This is a genomic window from Ornithinibacillus salinisoli (assembly GCF_042684965.1).
Lineage (GTDB): Bacteria > Bacillota > Bacilli > Bacillales > Amphibacillaceae > Ornithinibacillus > Ornithinibacillus salinisoli.
Genome location: NZ_JBHUMI010000003.1, coordinates 88,780 through 110,014, shown reverse-complemented (window position 1 = coordinate 110,014; position 21,235 = coordinate 88,780). Strand labels below are relative to the sequence as shown.

Below are 21,235 nucleotides of genomic sequence, written 5' to 3'. Positions count from 1 at the left end.
GGGAAGAGCGAAATGACTATACCCAGGTATTTGAAGCTTTTGGATTTATAGTAAAAAGACGATATTCCTATCAAATTTTAATGATCATTTATGAATGATAGTGGGCGGAGGACGAAGAGTGAAGCTTTCCAACCAAAAAAGCTATGTGCGATTCTGGCTTGCTTCAACAGTTTCTAGCTTTGGCACTTATATTACAACACTTGCTCTTCAAGTACTAGTAGTGGTTAACTTGCAGGGAAGTACAGTTGATGTAGGCTGGATTAATTCTTCAAGGTGGCTACCATACGTGATACTTGGACTGGTGGCAGGTGTATTTATCGATCGTTTCAATCGACAAACAGTACTGGTTCTTACTGATATTGGACGTGGTGTTCTACTTTCCGTAATTTGTTTTCTAGTAGTACTAGATAAAATTAGTATTAGTAGTTTAATGATTATTATGGTACTTTTTGGGGCGATGTCTCTATTTAATGATGCTGCAAGCCAGTCATTTGTACCTCAATTAGTTCCAAGAGGACTGCTAATGCGTGCATATGCGCGACTAGAACAAAGTGCAGCTGTCTCCGAAACTAGTGGACCAACAGTCGCTGGTCTATTAATTTCTTGGATAAGTGCACCATACTCCATCTTAGTCAATGGTATACTTTATGTGTATTCGGGACTGGTCATGGCAACTATTAAACATGATCCTTTACAAGTGCAAACGTCAGAAAAAAGAATGGGTAAACAAATAAAAGAAGGATTGAACTGGGTATATAGTCATCGCTATCTTCGTACATTGGCTTTCAATACACATATTTGGTTCTTCTTCCATAGTATGCTTGGCACGGTACTCGTTACCTTTGCTCTCACTGAATTAGGATTTAATGCATCAACACTAGGGTTGGTGCTTTCAGCAGCGGGTATAGGAGCCGTATTGGGTTCCACTATTTCTACTCGAGTAGGTGATCGCTGGGGAATTGGATCTGGCATGGCTTTTTCACGCATCCTTTATGGTCCAGCAGTTATACTAATGGTTTTAGCACCTTCATCTGAGCAAGAAGTTCTTTTAACGAGTACATTCATTTTAATTGGGCTTGGACAATTTTTTTACGGTTTTGCTTTAGGTATTGAGGGTCCTCTTGAAATGGGATATAGACAATCCATTACACCGGCTCGATTACATGGTCGAATGAATTCCACTATGCGGTCCATCAACCGCAGTATGGTCGTAATCGGAGCACCACTAGGTGGATTAATTGCGGAAATGTTCGGATTCAGGACATCACTTTGGATTACAGTTGCCGGATTGACATTTGTCGGAATCTGGTTCATTTTCTCGCCAATGCGTAATGCTCAAATTGAAGAAGATGAAACGGAATAAATTGTATAAATGAAATATCATCTACTAAAGACCCACTACTGAACTGGAAATGGGAATTGGACAGAGAAAGTATAGATGTTCCAACAAAAAGGCTATAAATTTATATATAGGGTATGACTATATATAAAAATGAGCGTACAAGGAGTAATGTTCATGAAATTAGTAGTAATTACAGGTGAATCGAAAGGGCTTGGGGAATCAGTAGCGCGATTGTTTTTAGATTCAGATGTACATGTCATTGGAATTTCTCGCAATGGAAACAATCAATTACATGATCATGCTAAGGAGAATAATGTTACGTACCAGCATCATGCTTGTGATCTAGGGGATTTAAATGCAATTGATAATACGTTAAACAAGATCATGCGATACATATCTGAAAATGAACCATCAACCGTCTATCTTGTTAATAATGCAGCTGTTATTGATCCAATCGATCATGCAATGAATGTTGATAGTAATGCTTTAGCTAATCACGTTCAAGTTAATACCATTGCACCGATGGTAATTATGAATTCATTATTAAAAATTGCCACGGAGGTAAAAACGACATTCATTGGAGTTAATGTCACTTCTGGGGCAGCGGAACGGCCAATTTATGGCTGGAGTGCGTATTGTAGCACAAAAGCAAGTATAAATATGTATACAAAGACAGTTGCTCTAGAACAAGAAGATCTTCATACAGAGCATAAAGTTATTGCTTTTAGTCCAGGCATTATGGATACTAATATGCAAGAAAAAATCCGCACAAGTTCTCGAGAAGCTTTTGCTGACATAGATACATTTAAGAATTATAAGGAACAAAACCTATTACGGGATGTCAATTCTGTCGGAAATGTTCTTTTTGATATTTTATGGGATGAAGCAGGTATCATTAACGGAAAAATATATAATGTGAAGGATTATTTTTAGAAGGAATGATAAATTATCGAAAATCTGCCTAAGAGTAGGCAGATTTTCTTTATTAGAATTGGAGGGTTAATGTTTGATCTTGTTAATAAACTCCTCCGCCAAAAGCTCCTGCACCTACAATGATTAACAGGATAAACAAAACAACGATTAAAGCGAAGCCGCCACCGTATCCACCACCAGCATAGCCCATTGAATTCACCTCCAATTAATATTGTCTATTTTTGAAATGAGGTTGGATTACCACCAACCACCGCCATATCCACCGGCACCGTATCCACCGCCATAGCTATCATATCCACCACCATAGCCACCTGTGAAACCACTAGCACCTACGATGACTAAAAGAATGAATAAAACAACAATAAACGCAAAACCGAAACCAGTTCCTTTTTCTACTCCTTTACTCATACATTCCCACCTCCTCCATATTAATGTATGTATTTCTTATAAACATGACAGGGCGAATGTACCTGTTTATTACATCTACGTATGAGGCTGAGACAAAAGTATTAGTCAAAGAAAAATCCTAACTATGAATCAATTCTCAAATAGAATTCGAATTAGTTAGGATTTTCTTTTGGGAGTGGTTTCGTATAATCTGTTGCTAATTATATATAGACTGTGCATTAACTTAAAATGAAAAACGCGGTGAAATCAGAAATTAAATTTACTGCACCAAATCTCGCGTGAGCCTCCTCGAACTCCGTTCTGCGGGGTCTCACCGATGCCTTTCCTCCCGCCGGAGTCTAAGTGTATTTCTTCCGCTAGTTTAGTGTGAAATCTCTTTTTATTTCTTCACTCTCCCAATGTTTATTACATATGAATTGCATTCGATATTTTGGTTACAGTGATTGGAGCGAAGGGCAGTCGACTCCTGCGGGAATAGCACGTGTCCGAAGATCCCGCAGATGCGCTTGCGTCTTCTAGTTATGCTCCGAAGTATACTTCCTCAGCGCAAGGGAACGAAGAAGCATATTCAAGTAGTACCCTAGCTGAGGCCGTGCCCGCGGAAAGCAACTGCCCGCAGCGGAAAACACGTTGCAGTTAGACTGAGCATTTTGCATCAACTTCTCGGTTGAAAAAGTAACATTTTAAATCTTCCTATCGTGTAATTGCTCGTCTTTAGAGTAGAAAGTTTTAGTTATGTCCCAGTATCATTAAATCAATTTTTGATGGTCTCGATTAGCAATTTTTTTATGCAGCAAGTAATGTATGATTGCTGAATAAATAATAAGTGAGATGAATAAAAGAATAAACGTAGGTATTAAACCACTAATGAAGTCCAAATTCCAAATGAACAATACTAGGATTCCTAATGGTACAAATTCATACAGTAAAGCAAGTAAACCTATCAATCGCGCTTTAAAAACTTCTTGTTCATCTGACCAGTTTAGCTTCGGTTGGGAAAAATCTAAGTATGTTCCCATTAAGCTAGTAAACCAGCTTGCGATAAGGATCAAGATTAGCCAGAAGAAGAAAAGCACGAGCTCTATTTTTAAAATAACGATCAGCAATATGCCAACTAATAGGACGGAAACTAGATTAATGATCGATGCAGTCGCGATTTTACTTAGAAAGAACAATTTTGTTTCGAACGGTAAAAACAAATTCGTGTGCCAATTTTTCCCCTCCCTTGATAGAGAAGAAATCCCTGTTGCATTTGCAGATAGAATAAATAAGGTTGCCGCGAAAATAATTAACAGACTATGCTTATCACTAAACATTTGGAGTGCCCCTGACAATGAGACAGAATTTGTGTCCATTAACAAAATGATAAAAAGGAAAACAGGACCAAATAGACTCTGAATGACACATTGAATAAAGAAAGTAGGTGTTCGAAAAATGATACGTAATTCCTTTTGAATATAAGTAACCCACACAGCACGTTTTCTGATACGACGAAATACTTTCTCAGACGAAATATTTTTTTTGTTACTAATATTAATTCCCAGAACTCCTTTTAAATAGAAACGTTGTCCAAACCATATAAAGAGAAGTATAGATATGATGCTGCTGATTATTATTAGTAAGAAGTTTAATAATCCTCCCCATCCGCCGGCAGTCAATGCCTTTGTACCAAATAATGCAGGAGGATAGAATTGCGTGATCATGTGGAGTAGCCCATCTTGTTCTTGGATGAAGTACGCCAAATTCTCCAACATGGATTCCTGGTCAGTATTTAAACGTAAGACAACATTGACAATAATGATTAAACTTAATACAAATATTCCAGCTAAAACCTTGGATCTATCTTTATTTTTAGCTATATTAACAAACCGCATCAGAAACATGATGATAACAGCTGCAATTGTAAATGGAATAAGTGGTAATAATAAAAAGATCACTAATCCGTAAACATATTCTAAAATCGAAGTGTGATGCAGACTACTGAAGCTAAAATACACAGGTAAAAATAGAGCAGCCGTTGTTGCGTATAAATATAAAAACGGTACTGCTGCCTTCCCAAATAATATGTGATAAGGCTGTAATGGAAAAGGTATAAATGATTCGATATCTTCAGCAAAATAGAATGCACTAATAATTGTTACACAACTTATAATAAAAAGTAGAACAGAAAGAATAAGGAAAAGCATGCCTAAAATAATTGAGCTTTGTCCTACTGGATCTAATATTTCAAATAAGGAGCTAACTAAATTATTCAACGCATTTAAATAAACAAATAAGAACGGGAAAAGAAATAAACCTGCGATAATAAATAGGACCATTTGGGAGTTGGATTTCCCAGCTTTGGAAAAATGCATCTTTAACATGGTTCTTACTACGAGCAACGATTTATTCATCATTTGTCAACTCCAAAAAAACTTGCTCCAATGATTGATCGGATTGATATGTTTGCCGCATTTCTTCTAAAGTTCCATAAAAAAGAAGTTGGCCTTTATTGATGATTGCAACCTCATCGCATAATTGTTCAACAACTTCTAAGCCATGACTGGAAAAGAAAACCGTATTTCCCTTGTTTGCATGGTCCCGCATCATTTCTTTTAACAAATAGGCAGATTTAGGATCTAAACCAGTTAATGGCTCGTCTAATATCCAAATATCTGGATCATGTAGCAAAACTCCAGTAACAATGATCTTTTGTCTCATTCCATGTGAATATGTTTGTATGTAGTCTCCTAAGGCATGGTCAATATTGAATTTCTTTGTTAGGGTTGCAATCCGTTCTTTTCGAACCTCGACAGGGATATCAAAAATATCACCAACAAAATTTAAATATTCCATTCCTTTAAGTCGTAAAAACATATCTGGTTGGTCAGGAACATAACCAAAGATTTTTTTTGCTTCGATTGGATTCGTTTCAATATTATGGCCATTCAGTGTTATTGAGCCGTCATCAATTGGCAATATCCCAGTTATCATTTTTATAGTGGTTGATTTCCCAGCTCCATTAGGTCCAAGAAAACCCACGATTTTTCCGTCGGGGATGGTTAAATTTAATGTATCAATCGCCTTTTTTTTACCTGCAAAGTCTTTCGTCACATTATTTAAAATTATCATCTGGTACCCTCATTTCTTTATGTTTAATGTTGATTAGGAGGTTGCTACTGAAAGAAGTTTCATTATATGATAAACTTGATGAATGTAAAATAACCTATAAAAATATTTTAACATAGAGACAGCGCTGTTAAGGAATAGAAAGGAAGTTTATAAAATTATGATTACACGTAAAAGTAAGCGAGAAGTTGAACAAATGCAAAAAGCTGGTGATCTACTTGTAGAGATTCATAAGCAAATTGCTAAAATGATTAAACCAGGTATCACAACTTTAGAGATTGATACGTTTGTTGAAAAATTCTTGGATGAGCACGGAGCTACTGGAGAGCAAAAAGGATACAATGGCTATCCATATGTAACGTGTGCATCCATAAACGATGAAATTTGTCACGGTTTCCCACGAGATGAAAAATTAAAAGATGGAGATATCGTTACGATCGATATGGTTGTTAATTTAAATGGTGGTTTAGCAGACTCTGCTTGGACTTATGCCGTAGGAAATGTTGATGAAAAAGGTAAGCGTCTCATGGAAGTGACCAAAACCTCTTTATATAAAGGATTAGAGCAAGCGAAAGCAGGAAATCGAATTGGGGATATCGGGCATGCTATTCAATCTTATGCTGAAACAGAAGGTTTTTCGGTAGTACGTGATTTCACTGGTCATGGGATTGGACCAACGATTCATGAGGATCCACATATTCCACACTTTGGTTTACCGAATAAAGGTCTTCGATTAAAAGAAGGTATGGTTATAACTATTGAACCAATGATTAATGAAGGAAGCTGGAAAAGCCAGATGGATAGTAATAATTGGACAGCTAGAACGATTGATAACGGACGTTCAGCTCAATATGAGCATACGATTGTCATTACGAAAGATGAACCAATAATCATTACTGATCAGGATAAGTAATATGATTGGAGGAGTTCGAGATGCGGGTTGTATCCCTTTGTCCGAGTAATACGGAAATTTTAGCTTATTTAGGAAAAACAGAGCTGTTAATTGGTGTAGATAATTATTCTGATTGGCCAGAAACGATCCACCGCTTACCAAAGGTTGGACCAGATCTTTCCATTGATATGGATAAAGTCGCGGACCTGCAACCTGATCTCGTACTCGCTTCCTTAAGTGTACCCGGAATGGAGAAAAATATTGATGCACTAGAAGATAGAAAACTCCCTTATATTATTCTCGATCCTAATTCATTAGATGAAATTGCAGAAGATATTCGAAAAGTTGGTAGTGCGATAGATTTCCCTGAACTTGGAGAAGAAAAGGCTAATGAGTTTATGGCGGAAATAGATAGCTTCCGAGATAAGTCTAAGTCCGTCAATTCTGATCTAACTTTGTATTGGGAATGGTGGCCCAAACCAATTTTTACTCCTGGGGGATTGAATTGGCTAACTGAGATTAGTTATCTAGCTGGTGGTCGTAATATATTCGCTGATCATGATGTAGCTAGTTATCAAACGGATTGGAACGATGTGAAAAGTAGAAATCCTGACCATATTTGCATGGTTTGGGTTGGTGTGAAGGAAGAAAAGATGAACCCGGAATTACTCAAGAAACGTCCTGGCTGGAATGAGATGACCGCCATACAAAAGAATAACATTCATATTCTTGAAGAATCATTGTATTGCCGGCCCTCACCTCGATTGCTGGAGGGCTTAAAAAAACTAATCCGTGTATTGGGTTGATGGCCACCCCCCTAAATGAAAGCCCGATATTAAAGAGAGTCTCCTAGCACTATTAGGAGGCTCTTTTTTGAAGAACAGACGAATTTTCTATGAAGTAGTTTTATGAGTGAATTGTTGGTTGTGAGCGAACTTTTCATTTTATGAGAGATAACAAGAGAGAAGTCCTTCCTTAATGCAAAGTATGGCATCTATTACTAACGATAATAACGTATCCTCTATTTTTGAAAAATAAAGGGTCAAATTCTTTTTCAGTTTCGAAAAATCAGTTATAATTATTAGAACATTTTCAATCAATTTAAAGGGGAAGCTGCGATGGAGAAAATTGATACGGAAAAACACCAAACATCACAATCTATGCTAATGATTAAACGAGGATTTACTGTCGGTTTTCCGATCATGCTTGGTTATTTACCGATAGCAGTTACATATGGTGTATTAGCAAAACAGGCTGGTATGACATTAACGGAATTAACATTAATGAGTGTAATGGTTTTTGCAGGAGCGAGCCAATTTATGGGGGCAAATATGATTGCTGTTGGTGCAGGGGCGCTGGAGATTATTATTGCTACTTTCGTCCTCAATTTCCGCCATTTTGTTATGAGTCTTTCCTTTATGAATCGACTTAGAGGAATAGGATTGAATTGGAAAGCACCTCTTTCATTAGGATTAACGGATGAGACCTTTGCAGTATCTTCCTTACATACGAAAGAAGCAAAAATGGATAAGGGGCCATTATTTTATACCGCATTAATTTTAACAGCATATGCTTCCTGGGTCGTTGGTTCTTTTTTAGGAGGAGTACTTGGGGATGTTATACCTGAAACATTAAGTCAAAGTATGGGAATTGCATTATATGCTATGTTCATTGGTTTATTAATCCCATCGGTAAAAAAAGAATTACGGGTAGGATTAATTGCGCTTATTGCCATGTTAATCAATTTTATTTGTGTGCAATTCATGAGTGCTGGTTGGGCAATCGTAATAGGCACGGTCGTCGGTGGATTTAGTGGAATATTTTTATTGAAGGAGGAAGATGAAAATTGATTCTACTCATCATTATTGGTATGTCCCTTGTTACGATGTTGCCAAGGCTACTTCCTGCGTTCATTGTCGATAAATTACAATTTCGTGATTGGGTAAATCGATGGTTGAATGCAATTCCTTATGCTGCATTAGGAGCACTAATATTTCCAGGAATATTAACTGTAAAAGAAGATGAACCACATATTGGCCTAATTGGTGGTTTAGTTGCAATCGGATTAGCATATATCGGATTAAATGTTATTTTAGTAGTTACGTGTGCAATCGCTACTGTTTTCCTACTTACTGCCGTGATATAGTAGAATAGGAGGGGGAGTTTCATGGCCAGACACTTTACTGGAAAATGGAGGAGAACCAATTGTTCACAATTCGAAAGGGTAATTTGGGAGACGCAGATCAAATAGCTAATGTACATGTTAGTAGTTGGAAAAGTACATATAAAGAATTACTAGATGAAAAAGACTTATCCAATATTACGTATGAAAATCGAAAAACATTATGGGAAACCATATTAAAAATACAGAAGCAGGGCCAATGTACCTATATCATTCAACGAAATCAAGATGATAAGATTGTAGGTTTTGTATCTGGAGGACCCGAAAGAACAAAGAATTTTAATCATTTTGATGGAGAAATCCATACCATTTATTTGTTAGAAGAGTATCAAAAACAGGGATTAGGAGCAAGGCTGCTAAAAGTATTTGCCGAACAAATGAAAACACTTGGATATCAATCTATCCTCGTGTGGGTAATTACGCAAAACCCATCAAGTAGGTTTTATGAGCGTTATGAAGCAAAGCCAATTGGTACCGAAAAAGTAACGATAGGGGAAGGAACTTATCAAGAAACGGCTTATGGCTGGCAGAGTATTGATGATTTATTACAACGATTAGATTAAAAAAGGGGGACGGATGTGTTGGCATCCGTCCCTGTTAGTAGTTTAAATCCAAATAAAATGTTTCTGGACCAGTTGGAGTTGAACTTCCACCCAGTGGCTCAATGCTTACTTTAATATGCTTCAGTTGATGAATATCTGGACCTTTATAGTAGATAGATGCAGACCCATCCCGAATTTGTAATAACTCTCCATACCAATCATCATTTTGATGGATGAACCATAGTTGATAATCTTGTGAAGATAATGGGTCTAAACCATCTACAAGAAGAACCATTTCATTTGTCACTTCGTTTAACCAAACATCACTTTGCACATTTTTATTTATAGTTGCAGGGATAATGTCTAAACGGTTTGTATCAGGTTTTTGCATGAATTTTTCCTCAGAGGTTGGATCATGTTGTACTGTAATGTAATTATTGGATTTCTTTACGCTAGCTTCATTCCCCTGTTGTATTTTGGGCAAACTGACCACTAACAGGAAGAGTACAGCAAGGCTAACCATAACAAAACTAATTTTCCTCGGAAATCTCACGCGCTTTTTACTTTGTAACTTAGAAATCGAATGATTAAGTCTCGTTTTTAGATCAGGAGATGGACTTTCGATTTGATCTGGTAATAAAAGTTGTTTCCAATGTTCCAACGATTGTTGACATTTTTCACAGGAAAACAAATGGTTTTCTATTTCTTGTGCTTGGTCATGAGAAAGTTTATTTAAAGCATAATCAACAATTCTTTCTTCTTTAATATGCTTCATTAAATTCACTCCTTCTCCGTTTTTGCCCATTGTAATAGTGTCTTTTGCTTCCGTAGATTTCGTATTCCATATCGAATGGAAGATTTTATAGAACCAAGTGGTTTGTTGAATTTTTTTGCTAATTCTGCCTGAGTTTTCCCTTCATAATAAGCGCCATATATCACTTCTTGTTGTTTTTTGGGCAATTGTTTTAGTGCATCAAATAAAATCTTACTTTCTATTTGCGACAAAACATCGATTTCAGTCTGGACAGCTTCTATTGTTTGCAGTTGCTCCAATTTATGCGTTAGCACCGGCTTCCGTTTTCTCAGTCTATCAATACAACGGCTTCTCGTCTTTACAGCAAGCCATGCTTTAACACTCCCACGATGAGATTGATATTGTAATGGTTTTTGAAACACTTCTAAAAAAATGTCATGACAAGTATCTTCTGCTTCAGAACGATCTGCTAATACGCTTATTGCAACGTGTAAAACAAAGGAGATATGTGCTTCGTAAAATTGATTAAAGGCAGATTGTGAACCTTTTGCAATCAATTGTAACAGCCTGACATCTTCCTCTTGTTGCTTATCCATTCTTCTTCCCCCTTTTTCGTAGTATTCATATTACGTGCTTTTTATTAATTTTAAAATTTACTTAAAAAAATATTAAAAAAATAAATCCATTTTTTCAACTTTTTCGTATCATTTTTGAATGTAATAAAATGGAGGAGGATTTGTATATGAAAAAAAGGTTATTTTTAATCATTTTGGTTGTCTTTGGAGGGTTATTGACTCATACCAATACTTCACATGCTGATGTAACAGTATATACTCCTTATACAGGTCTTTCTGTAACTCCAGGTGAAGATATTGAGTATACAGTTGATATTATTAACAATGGGAATTCAATAGAAAATGTAACATTTGACATGCAAGGACTACCAGATGAATGGGATTATTCAATTTCTGCAAATGGAACAAATTTACAGCAACTATCTATTCGTCCAGGTAGTGAAGAAGATATTAGAGTAGTTGTTACTGTGCCGTTAAAAGTGGACAAAGGGGAATACCAATTTAATTTAGTAGCTAATGGAAATGGAGAAAATGAGGAAACCTTGCCTTTTCTAGTTAACGTGTCTGAAGAAGGGACCTTTAAAACTAACTTTTCTATGGAGCAGCGAAACATGCAAGGTCATTCTGATTCTGAATTCAGTTATAATGCGACCTTAAAAAATCAGACAGCCGAACAACAGCATTATGCTTTAGGTGCAAAAGCACCCAAAGGATGGAATGTACAATTTACGGCAGATGGAAAAGGTGTTACCTCGGTTACACTCGAACCTAGTGAAGAAAAAAATATAGAAGTGAAAGTTACCCCAGCAGAAAATGCGAAGGCAGAGACGTATACAATTCCTATAACGGCTGCATCTGGAGCAACATCGAGTAACTTAGAGATTGAAGCAGTCATAACAGGGACGTATGGAATTGCATTAACAACACCTGATGGAAAATTAAGCGACGATATTACCTCTGGTGGAAAAAAGAACATTGAATTGGTTATTGAAAATACTGGAACAACGGATTTGACAGAAATAGATCTAAAAGCAACAACACCACCAGATTGGGAAACTGAGTTTGATAAAGATACAATACCGACTTTACAAGCTGGTGAAAAGGCAACAGTAAAGGCGACACTTTCTGCACCAAATAATTCTATTGCTGGTGATTATGTAACAACATTTACAGCCCAAACACCTGAGGCTACTTCTTATGCAACATTTCGTATGTCTGTAAAAACTTCTACATTGTGGGGGTTAGTTGGAGTAGCTATTATTATTGCCGTAATCGGTGTTTTGTATCTGATATATAGAAAATATGGGAGGAGATAATCAGTGAGCGAGGCAATTATTAAGATAGAAGAGTTAACTAAAATATATGATAACGAGCCAGCAGTTGATCGGTTATCACTCTCCATAAAAAAGGGGGAAATCTTCGGCTTACTTGGCCCAAATGGTGCAGGAAAATCAACAACGATATTTATGCTTTTAGGCTTGATTGAACCAACAAGTGGTAATCTCCAAGTATGTGGAATTAACTCTACAAGCAATCCGATAGAAGTGAAAAAGCGAGTCGGATACTTACCAGATGATTTAGGATTTTATCAAAACATGACAGGATTAGAAAATCTGTTATATACAGCATCATTAAATGAAATTCCTAGAAAAGAAGCGTTAAAAAGATCGCACCATTTATTAAAACAGGTTGGCCTTGGAGAAGCTCTGAATAAGAAAGTAGGGAAATACTCCCGTGGTATGAAACAACGACTGGGTCTTGCAGATGTATTAATTAAGGAACCAGAAATTATTATTTTGGATGAACCTACGTTAGGGATTGATCCAAAAGGTGTGCAAGAATTATTGAAACTTATTAAACAATTAAACGAAGAAAATAATATTACTGTATTATTATCTTCACATCATCTTCATCAGGTCCAACAAATTTGTGATCGTGTAGGTATTTTTGTTAATGGACAATTGCTAGCACAGGGAAATGTGAAAGAACTGGCAAACCAACTGTTTGGTAACCAAGCTTTTGTGGTACACGTGGAAGCTGATCCTATTAGTAGTGAGCTAAAGACAAATTTAAAATGCCTAGAAGGCGTTACGAATATGAAAGAAATAAGTGAAACAGCAATAGAAATGTATTGTCAAACAGACATAACACCATTGATAGCTAACGAAATAGTTAATCATAAAGCTAATCTATTAGCACTTTCTAATAAAAGCTATGGTTTGGATGAAATATATCATCTCTATTTCGAAGGGCGTGAAATAGATGAAACTACCAAAATTTCGTGAAGATGAACCACGAACAGAGAGAGAAAAGATGGATAAAAACCTTCCTGTATTTTTAGTTATTGTTCGAAAGGAATTTACCGATTTCATCAAAAGCTGGCGGATCATTATTTTACTACTGATTATTGGTCTAACATGTTTAGGGTCACTATATACTGCAATTACTACAATAAAGGATTCGATATCACAATCTGAAGAGGCTAGAGAGATTGCAAAAGACTCTTATTTATTTCTAAAGTTATTTACAACGTCTGATGGTAGTCTACCACCTTTTATAACATTTATATCGTTCCTTGGCCCATTATTAGGAATTGCTTTGGGTTTTGATGCTATTAATGCTGAACGGAATAAAGGTACATTAACACGATTAATGTCACAGCCGGTTCCAAGAGATTATGTGATTAATGCAAAGTTTATAGCTGCTTTATTAGTAAGTACGGTTCTATTTTTTGCACTCGGATTTCTTAATATGGCACTTGGAATATTAATTATTGGTATTCCGCCAACTTTAGAAGAATTCCTTAGAATTATTTGTTTCTTATGTTTATGCATTGTGTATATTGCTTTTTGGTTAAATCTCGGGATCTTATTCTCCGTTCGCTTTAAGCAAGCAGCTACATCAGCGTTATCAAGTATTGCTGTGTGGATATTTTTTAGTATATTTTACAATATGGTAATTGATTTTATTAGTAAGGGATATCTAAAGCCAGAATCAATGACAAATGTAGACGAAGCAATAAGTAAGCAGGGTACCATACTAAATTTCATGCGACTTTCACCAAATTATTTATTTTCCGAATCGACGACTACGTTACTATCTCCGTCCGTTCGCACGCTAGGTCCACTTACAATGGAACAAACTGTTGGAGCAGTTGCAGGACCATTGCCATTTGGGCAAAGTATTTTATTAATCTGGCCCCAATTAACTGGACTAATGGCAGCGACGATGATATGTTTTGCAGTTTCCTACGTCTTGTTTATGCGCCAGGAAATTCGAACGAATTAATCTCAAAAAAAAGCAAGCGCTCATCGTAGAGCGCTTGCTTTTTATAGGTTATATATATGACCGAGCTTAACGTTGGTGTTCTCATTTTATTTCACTTCATCCTTATATGGCTCGATATGAATATGGGCATATGTAATACCGTGTTTTTCGGCTAATAAATCTTCAATACTAACCGTGATATCATGACTTTCTTTTACATTTAGAAGTGGGTCTACCAAAATAGTTACTTCAATAAATTGTTGATTCCCATGTATCCTCCCTTTTACATCTTCAACTTTCTTTACTTGCGGTGTTTTAGCAATACTTTTCTTGATTTTCATAATCTGTTTTTCATCGAATCCATCGGTTAATGTATGTGTAGAGTCTTTGAAAATTTCCCATGCCGTTTTACAAATAATAATTCCAACTAGAAAGCCTGCTAATGGATCTAGCCAATAAAGTCCAAGCTGTGCTCCTACAATTCCAATGAATGCACCAATACTAACGAGAGCATCAGATCGGTTATCTTGTGATGCTGCATAGATGGCGCTACTATTTATTTTACGACTTAGTGAAAGATTATAACGGTAAACAAAAAACATCACAAAGGCTGCCCCTAATGCAACCCATGCAGTTAACATACTCGGTTCGGTGTGTTGTTGCTCAAAAATCTTTTGGAATGTATCAATGATAACTTGTAGACCGATTGATATCATAATAAAGGCTGCAAGTAGAGAGGCAATTGTTTCGGCACGATAATGTCCATAATGATGATCTTCATCAGGAGGTTTTCTCGATATTTTTAATCCAACCAATATTGCTATAGAAGCAATAACATCGGTTGCGTTGTTTAATCCATCTGCACGTAATGCCTCGGAATTACCGGTGTATGCAATGATTAGTTTCGTAATTGCAAGAAAAAGGTAAGCAAAAATACTAATCCAAGCTCCTTTTTCTCCCTTTTTTAGATTATCGCTATGATTCATGGAATTTCCTCCAAGGTCGGTGATTATAACAGTCTACCAGAGTAGTATTGACTGAGTCTAGAGAAAAATTCAAGCGTTAAGTTATAACAATTAGCTAGTCCAAATAAAGTTTCAGAAAGGAAAAAACACACCAATAAAGTCCAAGCCTATGTACGGAAATTAATTAAAATTTCCATTGCAATTATTCATAAAATTTAGGATAATAGAGTAAAGGAGCAAAGGGGCGTGTTCCCATGAAAAAGGAAAAAGTTATTTTCCGTTATCATCCTTATGATGGAAAAGTCCTTCAAGCGAGAAGAGAAATTCCTTATGAAATAAAATTAACGGCAAGATTATTATTGGATGAAATATGCTTTAATTGGAATAAAGCACAATTAGAAGCAAAACTTAATAGCTCCATTGAAAAAGGAAATAAAGAAGCGTTTTCAGAATTACGTAAAGCATACTTGGATTATATTTGGGAATAAAGAAAACACCGTAATACATCTTTGTTGAGCCTTGCCTGGTTTGGTGAGGCTCTTTTAATGAATAAAAGAAAGGGAGGACTTTATGAAACTAGATGAAGCTATTCAAAAAAGACAAAATGGAATATTATTTTACATACTTTTATTTTCCTTTGTTCTAGGCATAGGTGCAGAATTTGTAGTGGGTGCACCTACGGAGAATATGTTGGCTCTAGGGATTGGTGGAGGATTTTGTGTTTTATTGATTGGTCTTTTTCAGTACAAGCAACTATATAGTAGTATCATTCCATATATTTCTGTCATTGGATTGACAGGTGTTGCCTTTATTATCATGATAAGTTCTGATTATGTTACGAATATGTTATTTACTTTTTATGTCTTAGCTGTGGCGGCCGTTTCATTGTCACGGGCAGTTTTAGTTACTGGGGGTAGTTTTGGGTTAGCGTTATTAACGTATTTTGTTATTTCGAAGGGACCTATTATAGGGTTTGATTTCAGAGCCACAGCTATTACACTAGTTTTTTTTATTTTAGTTTTCATCGTCTTATTCATTCAAGTGAAGGTTGCCCGGAATTTTCTAACCGACATGCAGGTTGTTTTGGCTGAGAGTGAAGCAGCATCGACGGAGCAAAGGAACCAAGCTCAAATCGTACAATCTGGTGCCAAAAATGTCTTATCCCAAATGAACATTATAGAAAAGGATAGTAATTTGAATGTACAAGTGATGCAAGAAATGAGGGAAGGGTTTCTAGAAATTACGAAATCAAGTCAAAAACAATCCGAAACAGCTGCTACAATTTCCACAACGACGAACGCAACAATGCAATTGCTTGAAAAAATGATGACCTCCTTTACGAGAAGTACAAAAGATGGAGAAGAATTAATTGATTTATCTTCAGAAGGTAAGCAATCGATGGTAACCCTGTCTGAGACGATAATTGGTTTCCAGCAATCCTTTGAACAACTAACTATTAATATGGAAAGTCTAGTACAAAAAATCCAGGAGAATAATTCCTTTGCAGCAAAAATTCAAGATATAGCGGAACAAACAAATTTATTAGCTCTAAATGCGAGTATTGAAGCAGCACGTGCAGGTGAATCTGGTAAAGGATTTGCAGTCGTTGCTGGAGAAGTAAGAAAATTAGCGGAAGTGTCTCAACAAACAGCGAAACAAATAAGTGAAAATCTGGCAATGGTTGAACATGATGCAAAAGCAGCCCAACAAGAAGTGCATGCCAATAAATCACAGCTACAAGAAAGTGCTTCTAACACACAAGAGGCACAGATTAATTTTGAGAAAATTACCGAGCAGTTGATTAATTTTATTAAATACCTCCAATATTTAAAAACACAAGCAATAGAAATACACCAGTCATCTGAGACGATTGATAAATCAGTAGATGATTTGGCTTCTGTTATCGAAGAAACAACTGCGACTATTGAAGAATTAGAGGCTATGGTAGATGAGCAAGCGAATCGTATGGGCAATTTAGCAATAGCAATTGAGGAAACAAATCAAGTTGCGGCAACACTCGAAAAAGCATAAAGAATGACTTATCATGTGCAAGTGATTTCTGTGAAAAGGAGTTATTTGTTAATAAATATTTACAATAATTATAAGTTCAGAAAAAAAAGAACTGGTAGCATAGAAGGAGAGAGGGGTGTTGATCGAAATTGAATAAAAATAAGAAAGCACAACTTAGTTGGGCACTTTATGATTTTGGGAATTCCGCATTTGCAACAACAATTCTTGCTGCTATACTCCCTATATATTATTCAAGTGTTGCCGCTAAAGGATTAGATGAAGGTCTAGCTACGAGTTATTGGGGCTATTCCAATTCGATTGCTGTATTCATCGTCGCTATTTTAGCACCAATACTAGGTGCGATAAGTGATTACTCGGCAGCTAAAAAGAAATTTTTACGTTTTTTCGCTTTCATGGGTATTATTGCAAGTATTTTATTAGCTTTTGTTGGTGAAGGGCAATACATTTTTGCATCTATTCTTTTTATAGTCGGTTCTATCGGTTTCTCGGGTGCTAATATATTTTATGATGCTTTCCTACCAGAAGTAGCCGATGAAAAGGACATGGATAAAGTATCTTCTACTGGTTTTGCTTATGGATATATTGGGGGAGGACTACTACTCCTAATCAATGTTTTAATGATTTTAAATCCTAGTTGGTTCGGGTTACCGAATACTACGGTTGCTAGCCAAGTATCTTTTGTTACAGTTGGTATATGGTGGTTCGTTTTTTCCATTCCATTGTTTAAAAATATAAAAGATGAAAAAAGAATGCATGTAAAGCGTGACAAATCTTACATTCGAATAGGTTTTTCTAGAGTAAGTAACACGTTCAGAGAAATTAGGCAGTACAAGCAATTATTAATCTTCCTATTAGCATTTTGGATGTATAATGATGGAATATCTACAATTATTCGGATGGCTACCATCTATGGAAGTGAAATTGGTATTGATCAAAATTCTCTTATTATCGCATTATTAATCACCCAATTTGTTGGGATACCATGTACGTTCTTTTTCGGGTGGTTAGCTACCAAAATTACTGCTAAGAAAGCACTAATTGCATCATTAATCGTATACCTAGGAATTGTTATTTTAGGTTATTTTATGTCTTCTGCTTTACACTTTTATTTATTAGCCATTTGTGTTGGACTCGTTCAAGGTGGTGCACAATCCTTGAGTAGATCGATTTTTGGAAAGATGGTACCTGCTGGTAAACAAGGGGAATTCTTCGGTTTTTATGGCATTTCATCCAAGTTTGCTGCCATTTTCGGTCCATTTATCTTTGGATTAGTGGGACAATTAACTGGAAACAGTCGATTAGGAATCTTGTCGCTAGTATTCTTCTTCATCGTCGGTATAATTCTAATAAGCTTAGTAAATGTAGATAAAGGTATCAAAGATGCAAAAAGAATGTCTACAGTTACACCAAGATAGGTTGAAGAATGAAAAACAGGACACATATGACAAATCGTACAGTGAATTCACTGTACGATTTTGTTATTATATCTCGTAATTTCTAATGTCCAATTCGTTTTTTACCGCGGAATAGAACTCGTCATGTAAATTATCTTTCTACACGATTGGATCACTATATTTATTTTCTAACTCCAATTCCAACGGTTTTCCAGTATCATAGGAAACATCACCAATTAATCCACGTAGATAGCCTTCAGAAATCCCTTCATTATTCCAGTATTTTAAAATAGAAGTAGCTATTTCAATTGCTTCGATACGTCCTTGTTCATAGAGGTCGATAAAGCTTTTGGTACTAGGTTCATTTGTTGCCGGGTGATACCAAGTGCTTCCGTCAAGGTTAAGATAATCAACATTGTTGTCAATAGGGCGATGTGAAAATGATGAAACTAACGGTTTAAAAAATACATTTTTCCATCCAAGCGGATCAGCTAAAATTCGTAATGCGAGTTTCATGTCACGATAAGCTTTTTCAATATAATGAGTTGTATCTTGATCAAAGCTAGAATAATGCTTTTGAATATTATCATGAAGTAGTTGCTTAATTTCCTCATGAAAAGTATCTCCAACGTTAATTTCTTTATAGACAGGAAGTTTCCAGGTTTTAAAATTTTTATAACGTTCCATCATCAATGTATCGATAAGTACTTCTAATTTTTGATGTTTGTTACCTTTGTATCCTGCACGATAATGGATATAAGGATGGGTATTTCTATCTAAAATATGATGTGTTACAAATCCAAATACATAAGCACGTACCTCATCACTAGCATTTTTTGCTTCAACTATCAAATCCATTAAAAATGAACCGCATTGTTTTCGATGAATGAGAGAACCTATATTTTGTATCGGATCATCCTCAACCCATGGCCAAAAATTATGATAGAAAAAGGGGTCAGGTCCCTGTGATCCTAGATTCATATATCGTTCATATGTAGGAAATGGATTTGGTTTTCCGATAGAATCAACTACATCTTCGCAGAAGAGCATATGTGTCCATATATTAGGCATTTATAATCCTCCTTACAACAACCAGCGAAAATTTCATCATGGCATATGCTTCTATGAATAATTTAAATATGAGTATTAAAAAAACACTATTACTAGTATAAAACAAATTATGACAAATAGGGTGTGAAAAATAAAGACAATTTTGTGACTTACAGTGATTTTGATGAAATAATTGATTTTTTGTGACCACATAGACAGAATATGATTAAATATTGCTCAAAATTTGGTACAATAGTAGAGGGTTTAAAAAAGTATAGACATTGGGAGGAATACATATGGATTTTCGTATTGAACGAGATACATTAGGTGAAGTAAAAGTACCCGCAGATAAATCATGGGGAGCACAAACACAGCGTAGTAAGCAGAACTTTCCAATCGGAAATGAAAAAATGCCTAACGAAATAATAAAAGCGTTTGCAATTCTGAAGAAGAATGCAGCGAAAGCAAATAGTGATTTAGGATTAATGGAACCAAAAAAAGCAGAAGCAATTGAATACGCAGCTACCCAGGTAATAAATGATCAATTAAATGATCACTTCCCATTAGTAGTTTGGCAAACAGGAAGTGGAACACAATCTAATATGAACGTAAATGAAGTTATCGCTTTTGTAGGAAATAAATGGTTACAAGAGCAAGGAAGTGAGCTTACATTACATCCAAATGATGATGTAAATAAATCCCAAAGCTCAAATGATACTTATCCAACTGCCATGCATATTGCATCCGTTTTAAAATTAGAGGATGTGGTTTTACCTGCATTACGTACATTAAAGAATACATTAAAAGTTAAAATGGATGCATATCATGATATTGTTAAAATCGGTCGTACCCATCTACAGGATGCTACACCATTAACACTTGGGCAAGAAATCAGTGGCTGGCATCGCATGCTAGAAAAATCAGAGACGATGATTAGTCAAAGCCTAGAATATCTGAAAGAACTAGCTATTGGTGGTACTGCAGTGGGAACAGGTTTAAATGCGCATCCCGAGTTCTCTGAACGTGTCTGTCATGCAATAAGTAATGATACTGGAAAAGAATTTATTTCTGCACCAAATAAATTTCATGCCTTGACAAGTCATGATGAGACAGTATATGCACATGGTGCACTGAAGGCATTAGCAGCTGATCTTATGAAAATTGCCAATGATGTTCGTTGGTTAGCTAGCGGACCTCGTTGTGGTATTGGAGAAATAGCCATTCCAGCAAATGAACCAGGAAGTTCCATCATGCCTGGTAAAGTAAACCCTACACAAAGTGAAGCAGTTACAATGGTTGTTGCACAAGTGATGGGAAATGACGCGACAATAGGTTTTGCAGCTAGTCAAGGAAACTTTGAATTAAATGTGTTTAAACCTGTTATAGCTTATAACTTCTTGCAATCATGTCAATTATTAGCTGATAGTATGCTTTCATTTGATGAGCGTTGCGCACAAGGTATGGAACCAAATCATGAACAAATTGAAAAATATTTAAATGACTCCTTAATGCTAGTAACAGCATTGAATCCACATATTGGATATGAAAATGCTGCTAAAATAGCAAAAAAAGCTTTCCATGATAATGCAACACTTAAAGAAACTGCTGTTGAACTTGGACTTTTAACAGAAGAAGAGTTTGATAAGTATGTAAATCCAAAAGAGATGACACATCCGAAATAAACTATAATCAAGCCTGTTTTGTACGAATGGTGTACAAAGCAGGCTTTTTCTATGTTGTAGTAAAACAAGAACAAATTACCAACAAATATTTGTGATAAGTTTCGCGGTTC

Annotated in this window: 22 protein-coding genes; 14 read left to right on the top strand and 8 right to left on the bottom strand. The window is 35.9% G+C overall.

The features are described 5' to 3' along the window. Positions 1-118: 118 nt before the first annotated feature. Together ACFSTA_RS00655 and ACFSTA_RS00650 are read left to right on the top strand one after the other, a co-directional pair. Positions 119-1,363 (top strand): MFS transporter, encoded by a 1,245-nt coding sequence (locus ACFSTA_RS00655; protein ID WP_377554451.1) that lies wholly within the window; start codon positions 119-121, stop codon positions 1,361-1,363. A gap of 153 nt (positions 1,364-1,516) precedes the next feature. Then, complete coding sequence (locus ACFSTA_RS00650) at positions 1,517-2,275, top strand: (S)-benzoin forming benzil reductase (RefSeq protein ID WP_377554450.1); 759 nt, start codon at positions 1,517-1,519, stop codon at positions 2,273-2,275. Positions 2,276-2,357: 82 nt separating this feature from the next. Here the strand turns inward: ACFSTA_RS00650 and ACFSTA_RS00645 are convergent, their stop codons facing one another. From ACFSTA_RS00645 to ACFSTA_RS00630, 4 genes are all read right to left on the bottom strand, one after another. Beyond that, the gene (locus tag ACFSTA_RS00645) at positions 2,358-2,465 is read right to left on the bottom strand and encodes a YjcZ family sporulation protein (protein ID WP_377554448.1); all 108 of its coding nucleotides are present in this window, start codon (positions 2,463-2,465) and stop codon (positions 2,358-2,360) included. Positions 2,466-2,512: 47 nt separating this feature from the next. Further along, positions 2,513-2,683: a YjcZ family sporulation protein gene (locus tag ACFSTA_RS00640; protein WP_377554446.1), complete on the bottom strand. Its 171-nt coding sequence runs from the start codon at positions 2,681-2,683 to the stop codon at positions 2,513-2,515. A gap of 749 nt (positions 2,684-3,432) precedes the next feature. After that, the gene (locus ACFSTA_RS00635) at positions 3,433-5,079 is read right to left on the bottom strand and encodes a putative ABC transporter permease subunit (RefSeq protein WP_377554444.1); all 1,647 of its coding nucleotides are present in this window, start codon (positions 5,077-5,079) and stop codon (positions 3,433-3,435) included. After that, positions 5,069-5,794 (bottom strand): ABC transporter ATP-binding protein, encoded by a 726-nt coding sequence (locus tag ACFSTA_RS00630; protein ID WP_377554442.1) that lies wholly within the window; start codon positions 5,792-5,794, stop codon positions 5,069-5,071. Before ACFSTA_RS00630 ends, ACFSTA_RS00635 begins: the two co-directional genes overlap by 11 nt. A gap of 157 nt (positions 5,795-5,951) precedes the next feature. On the opposite strand from ACFSTA_RS00630, the gene map reads away from it, so the two are divergent. The 5 genes from map to ACFSTA_RS00605 all read left to right on the top strand — a co-directional run bounded on the left by map (position 5,952) and on the right by ACFSTA_RS00605 (position 9,428). Next, a complete protein-coding gene (gene map, locus ACFSTA_RS00625) occupies positions 5,952-6,704 on the top strand; it encodes a type I methionyl aminopeptidase (protein WP_377554440.1) in 753 nt (250 codons plus the stop codon). 20 nt (positions 6,705-6,724) lie between these two features. Next, on the top strand, positions 6,725-7,489 hold the full coding sequence (locus ACFSTA_RS00620) for a cobalamin-binding protein (protein ID WP_377554439.1): 765 nt from the start codon (positions 6,725-6,727) through the stop codon (positions 7,487-7,489). 312 nt (positions 7,490-7,801) lie between these two features. After that, positions 7,802-8,533 (top strand): AzlC family ABC transporter permease, encoded by a 732-nt coding sequence (locus tag ACFSTA_RS00615; protein ID WP_377554437.1) that lies wholly within the window; start codon positions 7,802-7,804, stop codon positions 8,531-8,533. Then, entirely contained in the window at positions 8,530-8,829 is a 300-nt protein-coding gene (locus ACFSTA_RS00610) for an AzlD domain-containing protein (RefSeq protein ID WP_377554435.1), read from the top strand. The genes ACFSTA_RS00615 and ACFSTA_RS00610 overlap by 4 nt, the downstream gene beginning before the upstream one ends. Positions 8,830-8,888: 59 nt before the next feature. Continuing rightward, on the top strand, positions 8,889-9,428 hold the full coding sequence (locus ACFSTA_RS00605; protein ID WP_377554433.1) for a GNAT family N-acetyltransferase: 540 nt from the start codon (positions 8,889-8,891) through the stop codon (positions 9,426-9,428). A 34-nt stretch (positions 9,429-9,462) separates the two neighbouring features. On the opposite strand, the gene ACFSTA_RS00600 is transcribed toward ACFSTA_RS00605, so the two are convergent. Together ACFSTA_RS00600 and ACFSTA_RS00595 are read right to left on the bottom strand one after the other, a co-directional pair. Then, the gene (locus ACFSTA_RS00600; protein ID WP_377554431.1) at positions 9,463-10,182 is read right to left on the bottom strand and encodes an anti-sigma factor domain-containing protein; all 720 of its coding nucleotides are present in this window, start codon (positions 10,180-10,182) and stop codon (positions 9,463-9,465) included. Positions 10,183-10,187: 5 nt separating this feature from the next. Further along, on the bottom strand, positions 10,188-10,757 hold the full coding sequence (locus tag ACFSTA_RS00595; protein ID WP_377554429.1) for an RNA polymerase sigma factor: 570 nt from the start codon (positions 10,755-10,757) through the stop codon (positions 10,188-10,190). Positions 10,758-10,903: 146 nt separating this feature from the next. Between ACFSTA_RS00595 and ACFSTA_RS00590 the strand changes: the two genes are divergently transcribed. From ACFSTA_RS00590 to ACFSTA_RS00580, 3 genes are read left to right on the top strand one after another with little or no spacing between them, the layout of a single operon-like run. Continuing rightward, a complete protein-coding gene (locus ACFSTA_RS00590; protein ID WP_377554427.1) occupies positions 10,904-12,052 on the top strand; it encodes a COG1470 family protein in 1,149 nt (382 codons plus the stop codon). 3 nt (positions 12,053-12,055) lie between these two features. Next, a complete protein-coding gene (locus tag ACFSTA_RS00585; RefSeq protein WP_377554425.1) occupies positions 12,056-13,021 on the top strand; it encodes an ABC transporter ATP-binding protein in 966 nt (321 codons plus the stop codon). A gap of 28 nt (positions 13,022-13,049) precedes the next feature. After that, entirely contained in the window at positions 13,050-14,024 is a 975-nt protein-coding gene (locus tag ACFSTA_RS00580; RefSeq protein WP_377554940.1) for an ABC transporter permease, read from the top strand. An 86-nt stretch (positions 14,025-14,110) separates the two neighbouring features. On the opposite strand, the gene ACFSTA_RS00575 is transcribed toward ACFSTA_RS00580, so the two are convergent. Beyond that, positions 14,111-14,989: a cation diffusion facilitator family transporter gene (locus tag ACFSTA_RS00575; RefSeq protein ID WP_377554423.1), complete on the bottom strand. Its 879-nt coding sequence runs from the start codon at positions 14,987-14,989 to the stop codon at positions 14,111-14,113. A 233-nt stretch (positions 14,990-15,222) separates the two neighbouring features. On the opposite strand from ACFSTA_RS00575, the gene ACFSTA_RS00570 reads away from it, so the two are divergent. The 3 genes from ACFSTA_RS00570 to ACFSTA_RS00560 all read left to right on the top strand — a co-directional run bounded on the left by ACFSTA_RS00570 (position 15,223) and on the right by ACFSTA_RS00560 (position 18,414). Continuing rightward, on the top strand, positions 15,223-15,456 hold the full coding sequence (locus ACFSTA_RS00570) for a hypothetical protein (protein WP_377554421.1): 234 nt from the start codon (positions 15,223-15,225) through the stop codon (positions 15,454-15,456). A gap of 82 nt (positions 15,457-15,538) precedes the next feature. Beyond that, positions 15,539-16,999: a methyl-accepting chemotaxis protein gene (locus ACFSTA_RS00565; protein WP_377554420.1), complete on the top strand. Its 1,461-nt coding sequence runs from the start codon at positions 15,539-15,541 to the stop codon at positions 16,997-16,999. Between the two features lie 128 nt (positions 17,000-17,127). Then, positions 17,128-18,414, top strand: coding sequence for an MFS transporter (locus ACFSTA_RS00560; protein WP_377554419.1), 1,287 nt, complete (start codon positions 17,128-17,130; stop codon positions 18,412-18,414). A 138-nt stretch (positions 18,415-18,552) separates the two neighbouring features. Here the strand turns inward: ACFSTA_RS00560 and ACFSTA_RS00555 are convergent, their stop codons facing one another. Further along, entirely contained in the window at positions 18,553-19,464 is a 912-nt protein-coding gene (locus tag ACFSTA_RS00555; RefSeq protein ID WP_377554417.1) for a zinc dependent phospholipase C family protein, read from the bottom strand. A gap of 275 nt (positions 19,465-19,739) precedes the next feature. On the opposite strand from ACFSTA_RS00555, the gene fumC reads away from it, so the two are divergent. Continuing rightward, positions 19,740-21,125 carry a class II fumarate hydratase gene (gene fumC / locus ACFSTA_RS00550; RefSeq protein WP_377554415.1) on the top strand — a complete coding sequence of 462 codons (1,386 nt, stop codon included), beginning with the start codon at positions 19,740-19,742 and terminating at the stop codon, positions 21,123-21,125. Positions 21,126-21,235 lie beyond the last annotated feature (110 nt).